Origin of the sequence: Actinomadura sp. 9N215, from assembly GCF_044326345.1 — a bacterium.
In the GTDB taxonomy this organism is placed as follows: domain Bacteria; phylum Actinomycetota; class Actinomycetes; order Streptosporangiales; family Streptosporangiaceae; genus Spirillospora.
The window spans coordinates 1-15,573 of record NZ_JBIRBA010000053.1; the positions used below are offsets into that span (position 1 = coordinate 1).

The following is a 15,573-nucleotide window of genomic DNA, read 5'->3' on the forward strand; positions in this document are numbered from 1 at the left end:
ACAGATAGAAGGGTCCTCCACCCCTCTTTCCGCGGGAGCCGCCGGTGCGGATCGTCTACTCGCGCGTGTCCACCGCCACCCAGTCGCTGCTGCGCCAGCGCCACATCCTCACCGAGGCCGGCCTCCTCGTGCGCACCGAGGGTGTCGCCGAAGGGTTCCGCCCCGCCGCCGGGGTGCTGCTGTTCGAGGACCCCGCGACGACCTCCAAGATTCCCGCGCTGGAGCGGCCCGCGTTCGCCAAAGTCGCCGCCGCAGCGCACCCGGGCGACGTGCTGACGGTATCCGAGCTGTTCCGGCTCTGCCGCGACCTCATCGACATCCACAGCGTCCGCGACTGGTGCACCGCGCGCGGCGTCGCCCTGCGCGTCCTGTCCGGGCCGCTGTCGAACTTCCACGACCTCGCCGCGAACGACCCCACCACGGCCCTGCTCATCAACGTCATCACCGCGGTCGGACAGTTCCAGCGCGACCTGCAGAACGAACTCACCGACGAGGGCATCGCCGCGGCCGAGGCCCAAGGCCGCTACCGAGGCCGGCCACCCGCACTCAACGGCGCCCGCCGCGACGAAGTACGGGCCGCGTTCCGCGATAACGGAACCTCCATCGCGGCCCTCGCCCGCACCCACGGGGTAAGCCGAGCCGCCGTCCGGACCGCGCTGACCGACCTGCTGCCCGACCAGCCCACCTGATCAGGCCCGTCACCGAACCGGCACCACGATCCTCAGCTTGTCGCTACTGACCCGCTCCGATCCTTTGCGGGCCTGCTCCGTGTTGTCTCCGCTGGTCAGCTATATCCGCCCGAACTTTCCCGAGTACTACTGCGACCCCCTTTCGAGGTAGAGGGGGCCCGGCGGTGTTTGGAGACGCGTGCCGGGCCCCCGGCTTCGCCGCCCGCGGATGCGCGGGGGCGGGTCAGGGGATGAGGCCGGGTGCGGCGTACAGGCCGTGTCCGGCGCGTTCGACCTGGCCGGCGTCGGCGAGGCCGGACAGGGCGTTGCGGACGCTGCCGATCTTGACCGGCTTGCCGCCGTCGGCCAGGACGGCGGTGAGGACCTCGTCCGCGGTCATCGGCGCGTCAGCGGCGCCGAGGACGTCGGTGATGCGGTCTTCCAGGAGCCGGGACTTCGGGGCCGGGGGCGGGCCCCAGGAGCCCGCGGCGGCCGAGCTGGCGGCGTAGGCCGGGCGCGGGGCGCCGGGGTTGAGCGCCTGGAGCTGTTCCTGGGCGAGGGCGGTGCACAGCGCGGCCATGGCGTGCCGGTCGTGGCGGGCGGCGTAGGCGTCGCCGGCGGCGGCCCAGGACTCCTCTTCCAGCCGGGCGGGTTCGCCCGAGCCGAACAGCGCGAGGATCTCGGGGTCCAGCCCGTCCAGCGGCGCGATGGAGCCGACGCGGAAGTGCCGCATCATCGCGGTGGGGTGCTGGCTGGCCAGCAGGTAGGCCATCCCGTGAGTGCCGGGCGCGTCATCGTCGTCGACGTCATCGTCGAACTGCGAGACCAGGCGGGCCGTGCGCAAAGACTTGGGGATGGGCATGAGCTGGACCCCGGCGGGCAGCAGCCCGTCGGCCACCAGCTGCCGCATCATGCTGGACGACCACCTGAGCAAGGTGACTTCGCCCTCCTTGAGCATGGCCCGCAGCGTGTCTGACCCGCCGAGTTCTTCCAGGTGGGATGCTTGAGCGTCCAGGCCGATGCCGACGCCCACGGACCGGCCGGTGCGGCCGATCTCCTTGATCCAGTGGGTGGCCTCGTCCCGGTACGGGGCGCCCTTCTCCAGCAGCCGGTTGGCCTCGGCGATCCGGATGTGCAGGAGCGGGTCGGGGCGGTTCAGCAGGAACGCGTTGCGGCCCAGGCGGCTGTAGCGGTTCATCCGCTCGACCGCCACCGCCGCCGCGGCGCGCAGCGCCAGGATCGCCTCTTCGGGACGGGAGCCGGGCCAGTCGACATGGCCTGCCGCCTCGGGGTTGGACTGGCCGCCCTTGAGGTCGATCAGCCAGGACACGATCCCGTTGATCTTCTCGGCGATCAGCACGAGGGTGACGGCGCGGGACTTGCCGGCGCCGGTGGTCCCGAACGTCAGGAACCGCTGCGCGGACCCGGTGTGCGGGTCGTACATGCGCATCTTGGCGGGGCGGCCGTTGTGGTAGCGGCCGATGGTGATGAACCCGCGCCGGTCCATCACCAGGTCCTCGACCGTGACCGCGCGGATGTCGGCGAGGGGGTTGGTGGGGTAGATCGTCACGATCGCGCGGCGGCCGAGGACCTCCACCGCGATCCGGGAAGGGTCCTCGATGTCCAGCGCCGAGCACAGTTTGGCCAGGTCGTAGGTGACGATCTGGCCCGGCGAGACTTCCAGCATCAGCTCCATGACCTCATCGGTCGCGGGCAGCATCGTCGCGGGCATCACGCGTCCTCGCCATCCCGGTCGCCGTCCTCGTGCTCGTCCTCGTGCTCGTCCTCGTGCTCCTCCTGGTGGTCGTGCGGCCCGGTCGGGGCGGCGGAGTGGGAGTCGGTGGCGGCGGGCCGGCCGACGCGGACGCCGGTCAGCACGGCGCCGGGCATCGCCAGCGGCGCGATCTGCTTGGCCCACATCGTGGCCGGGTCGGCGTCCTTGCCTGCGGGGGCGCCGATGGTCAGGCGCCGCACGCCCGCGCCGCGGCCGCGGACCGGCCCGATGGTGATCTGGTCCTCGGGGATGTCCAGCAGCGCCGACAGGCGGCGGATGGAGATCTCCGGGACCGGCTGCCCCGGCGTGGTCGCGGCGATGATCGCGGTCATCGCGGTCTCGCCGATCCGCTCGATGCCCTCCAGCGCGGTGTCAGGGGCGGCCCCGCCCTGAGTGGCGACGCGCTCGGCCCACCACCGCGCGGCCGGATGCGCGTACACCGTCTGAGCGGCCTCAACAGCCGACGCGGCGGGCGGGGGCGGCGTGGCCATCCGGCGCGCGACCTGGGCCGGACGCAGCAGCCACGTCCCGGCCGCCCACACCGCCACCGCCAGGACCTGCATCGGCACCGTGCCGCCCCACGCGGCCCCGGCGGCGAGCCGCTCGCAGATCAGCAGCACGCCCAGGCTCACCCCGGGCATCGCGTACAACGCGGTCGCAGTCGCCTTCTGGTGACCGGCGTGCGGCATCTGCAGCCGCAAGATCCCGGCCCCGGCGACGGTGACGACCGCTGTGCTGACCAGCGCGATCGGCAGGGTGCCGGGCGTGGCAACCACCGCGGCGGCCGCGCCCGTCCCGGCCACCGTCGCCACCCGGCCGGTGCGGGACCGCACCACGTCGACGCGGCGGCGCATCCGTCCCCAGGCGTCGGCGACCTGCGGTGAGGTGTGCACGGTCACCGTCGCCGGGCCCTGCTTCGGACCGGTCGCCGATGCCGGCGGCGCGGTCGGCGGCGCGGTCGGCGGCGCGGTCGGCGTCGCGGTCGGGGGGCGGGTGGACGGGGCGTACATCACGGATCTCCCCTTTCTGGGCTGGTCAGCGGTTGCTGTAGAACTCGGCCTCGGCCATCGGGACGGTCATGTGGTTGGCGGCGTCGGCGACGGTGCCGTAGTCGCCCTGGTGGGCCTCGGCGGTGTAGTTGAACTGGGTCGACAGGTCTTCCAAGCAGACGGCCATGGCCTCGGCCTCGCCCAGCACCGACCGCATCACCGCGGCGGCCTCGTGGTGCTCGGCGACGGTGTCGGCGTCGACGGCCAGCCCGGCCATCTGGTCGGCGAGCCGGTCCACGCCGGACGCGCACCGCTCCACGTACCGGTAGGTGGACCGGACCGACTCGCTCAGCCACGCCAGCCGCGTCCCGGCGACCGCCAGCTGCCCGACGACGATCGTGAACGTGACCGCGTCGGCCAGCACGCTCCCGGCGCGCTCCAGCGCTCCGCCGGTGCCCTGCTCAGCCGTGCCCTCGGCCGGGACGGCGACGTCGTTGTTCTCAGTCATGACGGCCTCTCTCACTCGTTGTGGTAGTCGCGCTCGGCCGGGCGGGTGTGGCCCGCGTCGGCGACAGCGTCGGCCAGCGGCCGGTGACGGCTCTCGGCGTTGGTGCCGGCGGTGGCGATCGCCTCCGACGCGGCCGGGAGCTGCGCGGCGATCGCCTCGGCGCGGGCCTTGACGGTGCCGGTCTTCTCCATCAGCAGCACCACCAGGCCCTCCAGGACACCCGGCACCCGCAGCTCGACGATCTTGGCGTGCAACGCTTCGAGCTTGGTGAACAGCCGGTCGCAGCCCTCCGCGGTCGCGAACGCCTCAGCCACGCCCTCGGTGATCTGAGTGGCCATGTCGGCGTCGGCCTCGATCACGTCGTAGATCGTCAGGTCCGCGTCCCGGTACTGCGTGTCGGGCCTGGGCCCACTCATCATCGGCGTGCTCACGTTCTGCCCTCCCTGTGCTGGTGTCTGGGTCGTGCCGGCGGTTGGGGCGCCGGCCGGTGCGGCGCCCGAGCCCGCCGTCGGGTCCTGGTGCGGCCCGGCGGGCGGCTCGGCGGGCGGGGCGCCGTCGTTCCTGGGTTCCTCGGTCTCGGCGGGTCCGGCGTCCAGCTCGGGGCGTGGCGGCCGCACCGCCCGCGGCTCCCCCCGATCACGCCCGTCGGCGGGCCGTTCCGGAGGCCTCATGTCCGTCCAGGTGTCCTCGGGACCGGCCGCGGCCCGCCAGCGCGGCGGCTCGGTGGGCCCGGGCGGCGGCCGCATCTGCTCCCACCCCGGCGGAGGCGGGGGAGGGGGAGGCGGCGGGGGTGCCGCGCGGCGTCCACGGCGTTCTTCGCGGTCCTCCGGCCCGTCCGACTTCCCGGCCCTGGGGATGTCGTCGTGGGCGTCGTCGGTGTCCTCGGAGGTCCTGCCACCTGCAGGCCGTCGCCAGGCCCTCCAGCCGGCGCGCTTGCCAGCGCGCTTGGAATCGGTGCTCTTGGGATCGCCATCAGTCTTGGCGTCGGGGCCCTTCGCGTCGCCGCCGTTCTTGCCCTTGGACCTCGAACCGCCCTTGGCGTCGGTCTTGGATCCGTCCGTACCGCCGCCGGTCTTGGAGCCACCGGCGCCCTGGGAGCCGCTGCTCTTGGAGCCGCCGCTGCCCTTGGCGTCGGTGCCGCTCTTGCCGCCGCTCTTGCCGCCGGTCTTGGAGCCTTTGGAGCCGGCGGATCCCTTGGTGGAGGATCCGGTGCCGGCCTTGCCGCCGCTCCTGCCAGCGGTCTTGCCGCCGCCCAGCAGCGCGCCGCCGCCGGTGCGGGAACCGCCGGTGCCCTTGGGCGCCCCGGAGCTCCTGGAACCGCTGCCGCGGCTGCCGCCGCTGCTCTTGCCTCCGCCCAGCAGCGAGCCGCCCTTGGAGCCGCCGCCGCTGGTGCCGGTGGACTTGGTGGTCTTGGTGGTCTGGGACGCGCCGCCCTGCTGCTTGGCGGCCTGCTTGTCGGCGCGGGCGCGGGCCTGGTCGGCGAGCGCCTGGCGGTGCCGGGCGCGGTGCCACATCCCCTGTGCGGCCGCCACGCCCAGCGCGGTCGCCAGGGCCATCCCGGTGGCCAGGGTGTGGCGTGCGCCGGGGTCGTCGGGGTCCTCGGGGTGCGGGCCGGTGAAGGCGCCCTCGGAGTCGTCCTCGCCGTCGGGGGGCTCGAACGTCGGCATCATCGCCATGTGCAGCGGCGGGGCCATCTCGGGCGAGGCGGGCACCTGCGGGGCGCCGCCCCCGCCAGCCCCGCCGCCGTCCTCACCGCCGCGGTGGTCGTCACCGGCGTCGGCGGCGTTGTCGGGTGCCGGGTCCTGCGGTGAGGCGGGGCGGGGCGGGAAGGGCACAAGCTCGCCGCCCTCACCGCCGCCCTCGCCGTGGTCGTTGCGACGGTCGTTGTCGTCGTGGGTGCTCACGGTTCCTCCCCGCGTGGGGGTTGACGGTCAGTGACGGGATCGGGAACACTCGCGCGTCGCGCGTACGCGCGTCGCGTGTTGGGCGCCCGCGAAGGGGCGTAGCGGGCGCGACATGAACATGAACGCGGTCACGGTGCGTGACCCTGCGCGGGGCGGCTGGCCTGGCGCTGCTCGACCTGTTCGGCCCACTTGTGCAGCATCTCGGCCAGGTCGTACATCGCCTGCGGTGCGACGCCGGCGCGCTGGGCGCGGGTCGCCGCAGCCCGCGCCCGGTCGAACGACACCCGGACGAGCTCGCCGGGGTCGTCGGCGCACGCGCTGTAGCGCTGCTCCCAGAACGCGCGCAGGTTCTCCACCCGACGCTGCTCCGGAGTCATCGCCGCCCGCCGCGACTTCTTGACCTGCGACCTCTGCTGAGGGGTGCTCACGCCGACCGCCCCTCGCGGACCAGGTCCATGAAGTCGCCGCCCTGCCCCTGGCCCTTGCCGTGGCCTTGGGGGGACGTCGACGCGGCCGGGCCCGTGGCCGAGCGGGTCCGGTCCCCGAACCGGCCCTGTCCCGGACCGCCCCGGCCGCCCTGGCCGGGGCCGAGCTCGGGGGCCTTGCCCTTGGCCTGCCGGGCGGCCTGCTTGGCGGCGGGGATCTCGTGCCGGCCCCGGCGGTACCGGGCCTCCAGCTGGAACGTCAGCGTGGCGGCCTTCTCCAGGTGCTCCTGGATCTCGGCCAGCGGCGACTTCACCCACCGCTTGCGCCACCAGGCCTCGAAGCTGCTGTAGCCGGCGGGCGGGTTGGCGTCCCACATCGCCTCGGCGTCACGCCGGATCCGCGCGACGTAGTCGGCGTGCGAGCCCAGCAGCTTGCGCAGCTGCGTCGTGAACGCCTCCACCATCTCGGGGCTGTCGAGCATCTCCCCGGACCACTGCGGGGCTCCCGTCATCGAAAATCTCTCCTTCGCTTGCCAGGCCGGTTCGTTAAGGGTGTTTGCGCAGGTCAGCCGCCTTGTGTGGCGGCCGGTGAAACGCACCCGCCGCGGGGGCGGGTGCGCTCGGACCGGCCGTCACCGGGCGCGGCCACCTCGCCGGGCGATCAGCCACAGCACGCCGAAGCACACGCCGTAGACGCCCAGCAGGGCGCCCAACAGCAGGTCACGGGTGTGGCCGTCCAGGCCCGGGGCGGCCACGATCGCGCCCACCGCCACGAAGAACACGCCGATCACGACCCGCGGCGCGTGGAACCACCAGCCGGGCAGCCCGGAGCGGTTCAGGTTCGCCGCGCGGCGGGTCTCCACCCGGGCCAGCAGCGTCAGCACGCCGACGGCCCGGTCGTCCCCCGACGCGGCGATCAGGATCTGCAGCCTGCGCAGGCAGGCCGCGCGGCAGGCCGGGTCGTCGGTGTCGGCCAGCTCGGCCCAGGCGTGCATCTCCACGTCGGTGTCGCCGGGCAGCACGGCGCGCAGGTCGCCGTGGCCGCCCTGCCCCGCGCCGATGCGCTCGGTCACGGCGACCTGACGCAGCAGCGTCGCCTGGCCGCTCAGCGCGCTGGCCGCCGTCCGGCCGTCGGCGTCGGCCTCGGGGCCCCACGCCGCGGTGTGCAGCATGGACAATTGCGTCGTGGCGTCGGCGGCGGCCTCCAGCAGCGCGGCGCGCTCGGCGTGGCCGCCAGCGGTGTACAGGCCGTCGACGGCCTCGTCCAGCGCGTCCTGCAGCTCGGCGTAGCGGCGCCGCGCCTGCGCGCGGTCCTTCCGCGACCGAACCGCGGCCGGGATCATCGGGATCGAAATCATGGGGTTGACCTCCTCAAAGGCCATCGGAACGGAAAGATCAAGTCGTGGGGTGGGGGCGCACAGCGGGGACGGCACGCGCCGCCGCGCGCAGCAGCTCGTCGGGTTCCGGGCGGCCCGCGAGCGCGGCGGGCGTGTGACGCCGGCAGCGCGGGCCGACCACGTACGGGCGCACCTGCTGCGCGCTCCCGCACGCGCCGGCGTCCGCGGACCAGAACCCGCACACCGGTGCCAGCAGCCGTGACCGCGCTCGCGGGCCCGCATCAGCGCTCACCCCCGCCCGGGTGCGCGTCGTTGACCAGCGCAGACCCGGCCTGGGCGGGGTGGGGCAGGTCGACCCACACCCGGCGGCCGCCGGACGGGACGGCGGCGTGCTGCAGGACGCCGAGCGTCGCGCAGATCCACAGCCCGCGGCCGGACTCGCCGCCGCCCGTCAGCACGTCCGGGGCGTGCTCGCCGCCCTGGTCCACGACCTCCACGTGCGCGCGGGCCCGGCCCGTCACCTCGATGACGACCTGGTACTTGCCGCCCGGACGCCCCGAGGCGGTGTGCCGGGTGGCGTTGCCGGCCAGCTCCGACACGCAGGTCAGCGCGTCGCACACCAGCGCGTCCGGCAGCCCGGTCTCGGCCAGGACCTGCCGCGTCCAACGCCGGGCCTCGCGGACCGTGCGCTGGTCATCGCCCGCGAACGCGGTCTCGAAGTGCTTCGGAGCGATCACGACCGCGCCTCCGTCCTGCGCAGCGGCGTCACCGTCGCCACGCCCGGCGCGGCGGCCGGGCCGAGGTCGTCGGCGTCGTCCAGGCCCTCGCCGTCCACGTCGCCGTCCGGGTCGTCGGGGCACGCCTCGCCGCACCGGCGTCCGGCGAAACCGCTGGTCAGCCGGTCGGTCAGGCACCGCCACCACGGCCGGCGCGCCGGGCGTGGCGCGGCGAGGATGTCGGCGAGGTTGGCCAGCTCATCGGTCAGCGCATCCAGCCGTGCACCGGTGGATCGCAGGGCCATCCCGATCCCGATCAGCGCGTGCTCGGTCGCATCGCGCCGGGTCCCGGCAATGTCCACGGCCTGGTCAAGGGCCTCTTCGGCGGCCTGGTCCCACAGCCGGGCCTCGTCGGCCGCGGTGACCGCGGTGACCGTCGAGGGCCAGTCGGAGATCCGCATCACGTCCCACCCCCGAACTGGCGGTCGGCGTCGGCCGTGCGGGCGAACGCCTGCGCGGCCAGCTGTGCGGCGGCCGTCCCGGCGGGCGGGAGCTGGCCGCGCTCCTCCAGGAACCCGGCCAGGTGCGCGATCGGGTCCAGCTCGCCATCCCGGGCGGCGGCCACCGCCGCCCGCGCGTGCGCCAGCAGCTCGGCGTACTCCGCGCTCAGCAGCGTGAACTCGTTCCGCAGCGCGGCCGCCGAGGCCTCGGCCGAAGGCACGCGCAGCGTGATCGCCATCACCGGCCACCCCCGTCCGCGCCGGCCAGCGCCAGCTCACCGGACGTCCGCGCAGCGTCCGCACGCTCGTCCTGCTGGTTGTCGTCCGGCCCGTCCGCACGATCGTTCTGCGGCCGCTCCGCACGGGGGGCGTGCGGACCGGTGCCGTCCGCGTCCCGTTCGTGCGTGACGCGGTGCGGGTCCGCGTGCGGGGTGCCGTCGTCCGCACCGTCGTCCGCACTGCTGCGCAGCGCGGCGTTGCGCGCGGCGCTCACCACGCCCTCGCACCACCGGCGCTTGCGGCCCGTACGAGCCATCAGCCCCGGGTAGTCCGGGGACCACTTGGCCCCCGCCTCACCAGCGGTGAGGATCTCCGCCGCCAGCTCGGCCACGATGGCGTCGCGGTCCACCGCGGCACCGTCGGCGCGGGACGGCGTGCGGGCGCGCCCCTGACTGCGTGCGCGCATTCGTGCGGAGTCTCGTGCGGACCGCAGTGCGGGACGGCGTGCGGATGCGGATGCGGGCTCGCGGAGCCGCTCCGCACGCTCGGGCGTGCGGGACGGTGCGGGCTCGTCCGCAGAGCGCTGTGCCGGGGAGTCCGTGCGGGCTTCCGCCGGGACGTCCGCCCGACCCTGCACGGGGCGCTGCGTCCGCACGGTGCCTCGGTGCGGGTTCAGGTTCAGCTCCGCCAGCCGCGGCACGGCCCTGCCGGTGCTGTCGTGCCAGGGGTCGGCCGAGGTGATCGACCGGTCGATGACACCGATCAGGTGCGCGGTAACGGCCGCGCCGACCGGGCCGAGGGCGTGCGCGAACATCGTGCCAGGGATCGCCCACCCCGAGGTGTGCGCGTCACCGGTGGGCACGGCCGCGATCAGGTTCAGCAGGATGCTCGTGGTCAGGCAGCCGATCCCGATCCGCTCGGCCTGGCTCGACAACCTTCCGCCGGACGCGGCCAGCCGGGCGCGGGCGATGATGATCCAGCACACCGCGCCGATCAGCAGCGCCTCCAGGCCCCACAGCGTCCACCACACGGCGTCGTCGCGGTCGACGTCCATGATCCGGGCCGCGCCCCGCTGCACGCCGGTCGTCGACCAGACGCCGAAGCCGATCAGCACCGGCACCAAGACGCGCAGGTTGTGGGTGCGTAGCCACTCCAGACGTAGCGCTCGGGCCTCGCCGGACCGGGCCATCGCCGACCGGATCTTCGTACGCTCGCCGGACGCGCGGAACTCCCGATACATCCGGGCCAGCTCCGCCTCAGCGCGCACGTCGGCCTCACGCTCGGCACGGACCAACTCGGCCAGCCGGGACTCCTCGGCCACGTCCGCGCGAGCCCGGCCATGCCCGGCCTCGGCCCGCACCCGCTCCAGCTCATCGGTACGCCGCGCGGCCTCCACATCCCGCCGCCGCTGCAGCTCAGCGGCCAGCTCCTCCGGGTCGACCGGCGCGTCCGGCGGCTGGGCCGCCTTGAGGAAGGTCATCTTCACCACCCCCGACTGCGGCGGCGGCCGCGGGTCACGGTCGCCACCGACCAGCAGGCGCGGACGAACGTCACCAGCATGTAGACGCCGGTGATCCCGAGCCAGATGAGCAGTGCCAGGTCGGTGTTGTTCATGCCGGCACCGCCTCGGCCTCACCGGCCAGCAGCGCCCGCACGTCCGACTCCCGGAACCGGCGGTGCCCGCCCGGAGTACGGATGCTGCTGATGCGGCCCTTGGCCGCCCACCGGGTCACGGTCTTGGGGTCGACGCGGAACGTCGCCGCGACCTCTCCGGGGGTCAGCAGCTTCTCTGCGATGATGGGGTTCAAGGTCGTTTCCTCCTGCTCAGTGAGGGACTGCGACGGCCTTCGCGGCCTCAGCGCTCTGTCCAGCGCTGGGGCCACCTCGTGTCTGCAGGTCGGTGCCGCATCGGAGGCCCGGTCTGACTCGCTTCCGCGTAAACCGGACATCCGGTCACTCCGCACCTCAGCAGACTCACGCAGATTGTCTTGGGACAATCCATCTGAGGACAATCGTGAGCGGGACAAGCCAGGGCTGTCAAGTATTATCCCAAGACAATCTCTCTGAGAGGGGGCCGCGTAGTGGCCGTGCACTCGCGCTACCTGGACATTGCCGCCCAGATCCGGGAGCGGATCGAAGCCGGCGAGTGGGAGCCGGGGGCCAAGCTCCCGCGCCTGGACGACTTCGCGAAGGAGTACGAGGCGAACCGGGACACGATCGGCCGCGCTATCGGCGCCCTGGAATCGGAGGGCTACGTCTGGGCGGTGCAGGGGCGGGGGATCATCGTCCGGCACGGGACGATGCGGCCGCGACGGCCGCGAGGGAACCTGGTGAAGCGGAACGTCGCCACCGACAGCCCGGGCTACTCCTTCCCCTCGGCATCTGGGCAGGAGGTGTGGAAGCACCACATCCCACCCGCGGCGTCTCATGAGCCACTGACGGACCCGCGCATCGCCAGGATGCTGGGCGTCCCGGCGGGCAGCTCGGTGATGCGGCGGTTCCGCGTCACCGGCCCCGAGTCGGAGCCGCCTTTCCAGATCAACATCTCGTGGATCCACCCGCGCGGGGTCGCAGACGCTCCCGAGGTCGCCTCTCAAGCCCAGGGGCCCGGCGACTGGTTGTACCAACTGGAAAGAGCCGGCCACTGGCCCATCCACTGGATGGAGACCCACCGTGCGCGGATGCCCACCAAAGACGAAGCAGGCTTGTTGGAGATCCCGGTCAACCTGCCCGTGCTGGAGATCGTCCGGGTCGGGACATCGGGACGTGACGGCAGACCGATCGAGGTGACCGAGTACATCGTGGCCAGCGACCGCGTCGAAACCGTCCACGTCCTGCACCGAGATGATTCCGCACAAGCCCCATGGCCTGATGTCGCCGAAGCGCCCGACCACGATGCGGGCAGGTGAATGACCATGCCCCTCACCATCAACGCTGCAGCCCGGAGCCACATTGGCCTTGTTCGACAGCGCAATGAGGACTCGGTCTACGCAGGCCATTCGCTGTTCGCTGTCGCCGATGGTCTTGGCGGCCACGTCGCCGGCGACATCGCCAGCGCCACCGCGATCGAGGCCCTCCGGTCCTGCGATCGCCCGCTCGCCCAAGCTGATCTTCCTGCTGCGCTCGGGAAGGCAATCAGGACAGCCAACGAAGCCCTGCGCAAGAAGATCGAGTCCGACCCCGAGTTGGCAGGCATGGGGACCACCCTCGTGGCCCTGCTCTGCTCCGGCGGCACAGCCGTCCTCGCGAACGTGGGCGACTCCCGCGCCTACCTGCTCCGCGACACCACGTACCGGCAGATCACCGAAGACCACACCTTCGGCAACCTGGTTGCCGAAGCCGCCACCACACCGAGCATGTCCGAGCGCATAACCCGCTTCCTTGACGGCCGGGCCGACGGCCGGTCCCCTGACCTCACTGTTCGGAACCTTCGCCCTGGCGATCGCTTCCTGCTGTGCTCGGACGGGCTGAGCGGGGTCGTTGCTCACGATCTCGTCCGAGAGACCCTGCTGACATCCAGCGCCCCGACGGATACAGCCGACCACCTCGTCGCGTTGGCGATCGACCATGGCGGCCCTGACAACGTCACAGTGCTCGTCATCGACGTACCGGGAGATCTATAGAGGCTATGCAAGATCACATTGCATAGCCGTGGAGCCAAAAAAAAGCGCATGGTGCGTGGTCCTTCACTCGGTGAGCTGGCGGTACTCCCGGGAGGCCCGACCAATCGCGGCGCGGGCGTCGTCGTTCCAGGAGACGATGGGCTGGAGTTCGTCCCAGTAGGCCTCGTAGTCGGTGATGTTGCGGTGGTCGGTGATGATCGCGGTGGCGTTCCAGGTGCCCAGCAGCACGGCCTGGGCGTCGTACAGGGTGAACGGGTGCAGGCCCGGCACGGTCGCCGGGGTGGTCCAGGTGATGACACCGATGCGGACGTTGTCGCGCCAGGAGACCTCGATGAGGTGGTCGAGCTGGTGGGCCATGACGGCGGGCCCGCCCATGCACCAGCGCAGCGCTCCTTCGGCCATGACGAAGGTGAACTCGCGGTCGGTGTCCAGGATGCGCTGGCGGTCCAGGCGGGCCTGCACCGTGCGGGCCAGGTCGTCGGGGGAGAGGGAGTCGCCGAACAGCGCCTCGACGTAGGCGGGGCTCTGGACCAGGCCGAAGATCGCGCCAGGGGAGAAGCTGCGGATGTGGCGGGCGGTGGCCTCCATGCGGCCGATGCGTTCCTGCATCCACCAGCCGCCGCGCTGGAGCACGGTCCGCGCGGCGGTGGTGCTCTGCTTGAGTTCGCGGGTCATCTCCAGCAGCTGGCGGCGCTCGTCGGCCGAGGCGTTGTAGACGCGGCACAGTGCCCGCAGGTCGTCTTCGGCCAGCAGGAACCGGCCGGTTTCCGCCCGGCTGACCTTCGACTGGGACAGATCCGCCCGGCGGGCGGCCTCGGCCCCGGACAGCCCGGACGCCCTGCGCAGGTTTCGCAGGGCGTCCGAGAGAGGGTTGGGGTTGCTCATCGGATCCCTTCAGGCCGCGCGGTGGGCCCGCCAGTACTGCGGGTGCGCCTGCCAGTAGTCGCCGAACGGCACGGCGGCCGACCACGCCGCCTCGCGGGCCCGCTGGTACCGGGCGATGTCGGCCGCGTCGGCCGCGTCGGCCGGCTCGGCGCCGAGGTAGCGGCCCGCGCTGTCGTAGTGCATCTTCGCCGCGCGATCCGGCTCGCCGCGATCGAGGCGTCCGGAGATCAGCCAGAAGTCCTCATCGATGAGGCCGTCCGGGCGCGGCTGCTCGGCCAGGTCCAGGATGCGGATGTGCTCGCCGGCCTGTTCGTTGTAGGTGTAGCCCCACTCGAATTCAAAGCGCAGGTAGTCGCTGAGCGGGCCGTGGACGACGTGGACGCGGTAGGTGTGTAGGCCACGGGCGACCTCGCCGCGGATCACATCCAGCCAGGGGCCCTTGCGGGTCATGTCGGGGCCCGGCTCGCCGGCCAGGTAGCGGGCCAGGTCGCCGCCGTTGGTGGCGACCTGGTAGTGCGGCAGGGTCTCCAGGCGGAACAGCTCGCAGGTGAAGTGCGCGTCGATGTACTCGCCGAGCTGCTGTTCATCCCACATGGGCCACCTCCGGCAGGGGCAGCGCCCCAATGGGCAGTTCGATGACCGCCTCCCCGGGCGGCGGCGCTAGTTTGGCGAGCGCTTCGGAGTCGGTGACCTCTGGCCCCCACACCATGACGGTGTCGCGGCTGGTGAGGTGGACGGGAAGATCCGGTGCACCGTCCCGCAGTTCGGGGACCAGCGACAGCGGGAGCTCCACTACACGGGCGCCAGAAGGGACGTTCGGGCCGAGGTCCGCCAATGCGTCCTCGGCCACCACGTACCCCTGCACCACGATGGTGGCCCGGTCGGACAGGTTGAGGTTGGGGCAGGTGCGCCCCGTGTCACAGTCGGCACGCAGCAAGACCACTTTCACCAGCAGGCACCCTTCCACGGCAGGTCCGTCCCCCTGAGTATCCGCACGTCCGATTCAGCTAGTCAATCCCACATTGCATACCAGGGAGGTAAGCGCTGCAACGTATGAACCTCCGTGGGAAGAGATTCGCACGGGGCTGTCGGCGGACGGTCGCGAGCTGGTTGATGTTTGTTGGCGAGGCCGACGACGATCCGCTAGGTGGTGAAGAACTCGGCCAGCGGTGCGCGCCGTTGTGAGGGGCCCCGGCAGCCAGGCTGAACAGCGCCCTGTTCGCGCGGGTTTAGGCGGGGGCACATTCACCGGCGTGGACGTGGTTCGCGACGTGTGGGATCGGTCCTTGACCAGCCAACCGGCGTCCCCGCTGTGGGTGGTCGTGGTGGTCGGCCTGGTGGCGGCGTTGTCAGTGTTCGTTCCGTGGGCGTGGCGGGTGACCGAATATGTGGCCACGCTCGCCCACGAGACGGGCCATGGTCTTGTCGCGATGTTGGTCGGCCAAGAGATCAGTGCAGTTCATCTGTACTCTGACCGCTCCGGCCACGTCGATTGGGTGGGCAAGACCACGGGTCCGGTCGCGGTCGCTTCCCTAGCTGCCGGCTACACCGGCCCGACCCTGTTCGGGCTCGGAGCCGCCGCGCTGCTGGCCACTCATCACACGGTCGCCCTGCTGTGGGCGATCCTGATCTTTCTCTGCTGTCTCGTGGTGTATGTCCGCACCTGGTTCGGGTTGCTGGTCATCCTGGCCGCGGCCGGGCTGGTGTTCTGCATCTCGTGGCTGCTGCCGGTCCAGATCCAATCCGCGTTCGGCTACTTCGTGGCGTGGTTCCTCCTGCTAGCCGCGCCACGCGACGTATTCGAGCTCTGGTCCCATCCCCCACGCCAGGCCTTGGACGTCGATCAGCTCGCCGATGTGACGGGCCTACCTCGCCGACTGTGGGTCGGGCTGTTCTCAGTGATCACGCTTAGCGCGGTACCCGTCGGTGGCTACTGGATGCTGCGCTAGGTCGACCAGGCTGTGACGTGCAGGCCCTTGGAATCATCCCCTGCCGTGGGCGGGCCCGGCGGTGCCGTTGACCTGG

At 72.5% G+C, this 15,573-nt stretch carries 21 protein-coding genes; 4 read left to right on the forward strand and 17 right to left on the reverse strand.

Translation table 11 applies throughout. From position 1 onward, the window contains the following. The first annotated feature begins 44 nt into the window (after positions 1–44). A complete protein-coding gene (locus ACH34T_RS43555) occupies positions 45–689 on the forward strand; it encodes a recombinase family protein (RefSeq protein WP_396026899.1) in 645 nt (214 codons plus the stop codon). Between the two features lie 223 nt (positions 690–912). Here the strand turns inward: ACH34T_RS43555 and ACH34T_RS43560 are convergent, their stop codons facing one another. The 14 genes from ACH34T_RS43560 to ACH34T_RS43625 form a co-directional block, all read right to left on the reverse strand. Beyond that, entirely contained in the window at positions 913–2,400 is a 1,488-nt protein-coding gene (locus tag ACH34T_RS43560; protein ID WP_396026900.1) for a hypothetical protein, read from the reverse strand. After that, on the reverse strand, positions 2,400–3,452 hold the full coding sequence (locus ACH34T_RS43565) for a hypothetical protein (protein ID WP_396026901.1): 1,053 nt from the start codon (positions 3,450–3,452) through the stop codon (positions 2,400–2,402). Before ACH34T_RS43565 ends, ACH34T_RS43560 begins: the two co-directional genes overlap by 1 nt. Before the next feature lie 25 nt (positions 3,453–3,477). Continuing rightward, positions 3,478–3,939 carry a hypothetical protein gene (locus tag ACH34T_RS43570; protein WP_396026902.1) on the reverse strand — a complete coding sequence of 154 codons (462 nt, stop codon included), beginning with the start codon at positions 3,937–3,939 and terminating at the stop codon, positions 3,478–3,480. Positions 3,940–3,950: 11 nt separating this feature from the next. Next, entirely contained in the window at positions 3,951–5,843 is a 1,893-nt protein-coding gene (locus ACH34T_RS43575) for a hypothetical protein (RefSeq protein ID WP_396026903.1), read from the reverse strand. 128 nt (positions 5,844–5,971) lie between these two features. Beyond that, on the reverse strand, positions 5,972–6,271 hold the full coding sequence (locus ACH34T_RS43580) for a hypothetical protein (RefSeq protein ID WP_396026904.1): 300 nt from the start codon (positions 6,269–6,271) through the stop codon (positions 5,972–5,974). After that, positions 6,268–6,780, reverse strand: coding sequence for a hypothetical protein (locus ACH34T_RS43585; RefSeq protein ID WP_396026905.1), 513 nt, complete (start codon positions 6,778–6,780; stop codon positions 6,268–6,270). The genes ACH34T_RS43580 and ACH34T_RS43585 overlap by 4 nt, the downstream gene beginning before the upstream one ends. Positions 6,781–6,900: 120 nt before the next feature. After that, entirely contained in the window at positions 6,901–7,626 is a 726-nt protein-coding gene (locus ACH34T_RS43590; protein ID WP_396026906.1) for a hypothetical protein, read from the reverse strand. Positions 7,627–7,663: 37 nt separating this feature from the next. Next, entirely contained in the window at positions 7,664–7,897 is a 234-nt protein-coding gene (locus ACH34T_RS43595) for a hypothetical protein (RefSeq protein WP_396026907.1), read from the reverse strand. Continuing rightward, positions 7,887–8,342 (reverse strand): ATP-binding protein, encoded by a 456-nt coding sequence (locus tag ACH34T_RS43600; RefSeq protein ID WP_396026908.1) that lies wholly within the window; start codon positions 8,340–8,342, stop codon positions 7,887–7,889. The genes ACH34T_RS43595 and ACH34T_RS43600 overlap by 11 nt, the downstream gene beginning before the upstream one ends. Continuing rightward, positions 8,339–8,782, reverse strand: coding sequence for a hypothetical protein (locus tag ACH34T_RS43605; RefSeq protein ID WP_396026909.1), 444 nt, complete (start codon positions 8,780–8,782; stop codon positions 8,339–8,341). The genes ACH34T_RS43600 and ACH34T_RS43605 overlap by 4 nt, the downstream gene beginning before the upstream one ends. Beyond that, positions 8,782–9,060: a hypothetical protein gene (locus ACH34T_RS43610; protein ID WP_396026910.1), complete on the reverse strand. Its 279-nt coding sequence runs from the start codon at positions 9,058–9,060 to the stop codon at positions 8,782–8,784. The genes ACH34T_RS43605 and ACH34T_RS43610 overlap by 1 nt, the downstream gene beginning before the upstream one ends. Continuing rightward, positions 9,060–10,520 carry a hypothetical protein gene (locus ACH34T_RS43615; protein ID WP_396026911.1) on the reverse strand — a complete coding sequence of 487 codons (1,461 nt, stop codon included), beginning with the start codon at positions 10,518–10,520 and terminating at the stop codon, positions 9,060–9,062. Before ACH34T_RS43615 ends, ACH34T_RS43610 begins: the two co-directional genes overlap by 1 nt. Before the next feature lie 2 nt (positions 10,521–10,522). Further along, positions 10,523–10,654 carry a hypothetical protein gene (locus tag ACH34T_RS43620; protein ID WP_396026912.1) on the reverse strand — a complete coding sequence of 44 codons (132 nt, stop codon included), beginning with the start codon at positions 10,652–10,654 and terminating at the stop codon, positions 10,523–10,525. Continuing rightward, on the reverse strand, positions 10,651–10,848 hold the full coding sequence (locus ACH34T_RS43625; RefSeq protein WP_396026913.1) for a BldC family transcriptional regulator: 198 nt from the start codon (positions 10,846–10,848) through the stop codon (positions 10,651–10,653). The genes ACH34T_RS43620 and ACH34T_RS43625 overlap by 4 nt, the downstream gene beginning before the upstream one ends. A 273-nt stretch (positions 10,849–11,121) precedes the next feature. Between ACH34T_RS43625 and ACH34T_RS43630 the strand changes: the two genes are divergently transcribed. Continuing rightward, positions 11,122–11,949: a GntR family transcriptional regulator gene (locus ACH34T_RS43630; protein WP_396026914.1), complete on the forward strand. Its 828-nt coding sequence runs from the start codon at positions 11,122–11,124 to the stop codon at positions 11,947–11,949. Between the two features lie 6 nt (positions 11,950–11,955). Then, complete coding sequence (locus tag ACH34T_RS43635; protein WP_396026915.1) at positions 11,956–12,663, forward strand: PP2C family protein-serine/threonine phosphatase; 708 nt, start codon at positions 11,956–11,958, stop codon at positions 12,661–12,663. Between the two features lie 63 nt (positions 12,664–12,726). Here ACH34T_RS43635 and ACH34T_RS43640 read toward each other — a convergent pair whose 3' ends face one another. Genes ACH34T_RS43640 through ACH34T_RS43650 form a run of 3 tightly spaced genes read right to left on the reverse strand, consistent with a single transcriptional unit; the run spans position 12,727 to position 14,497 of the window. Then, the gene (locus ACH34T_RS43640; RefSeq protein WP_396026916.1) at positions 12,727–13,548 is read right to left on the reverse strand and encodes a helix-turn-helix domain-containing protein; all 822 of its coding nucleotides are present in this window, start codon (positions 13,546–13,548) and stop codon (positions 12,727–12,729) included. Between the two features lie 9 nt (positions 13,549–13,557). Then, complete coding sequence (locus tag ACH34T_RS43645) at positions 13,558–14,142, reverse strand: DUF6879 family protein (protein WP_396026917.1); 585 nt, start codon at positions 14,140–14,142, stop codon at positions 13,558–13,560. Next, positions 14,132–14,497 carry a hypothetical protein gene (locus ACH34T_RS43650; RefSeq protein ID WP_396026918.1) on the reverse strand — a complete coding sequence of 122 codons (366 nt, stop codon included), beginning with the start codon at positions 14,495–14,497 and terminating at the stop codon, positions 14,132–14,134. Before ACH34T_RS43650 ends, ACH34T_RS43645 begins: the two co-directional genes overlap by 11 nt. A gap of 304 nt (positions 14,498–14,801) precedes the next feature. Between ACH34T_RS43650 and ACH34T_RS43655 the strand changes: the two genes are divergently transcribed. Next, entirely contained in the window at positions 14,802–15,497 is a 696-nt protein-coding gene (locus ACH34T_RS43655) for a M50 family metallopeptidase (protein ID WP_396026919.1), read from the forward strand. The last annotated feature ends 76 nt before the right edge of the window (positions 15,498–15,573 follow it).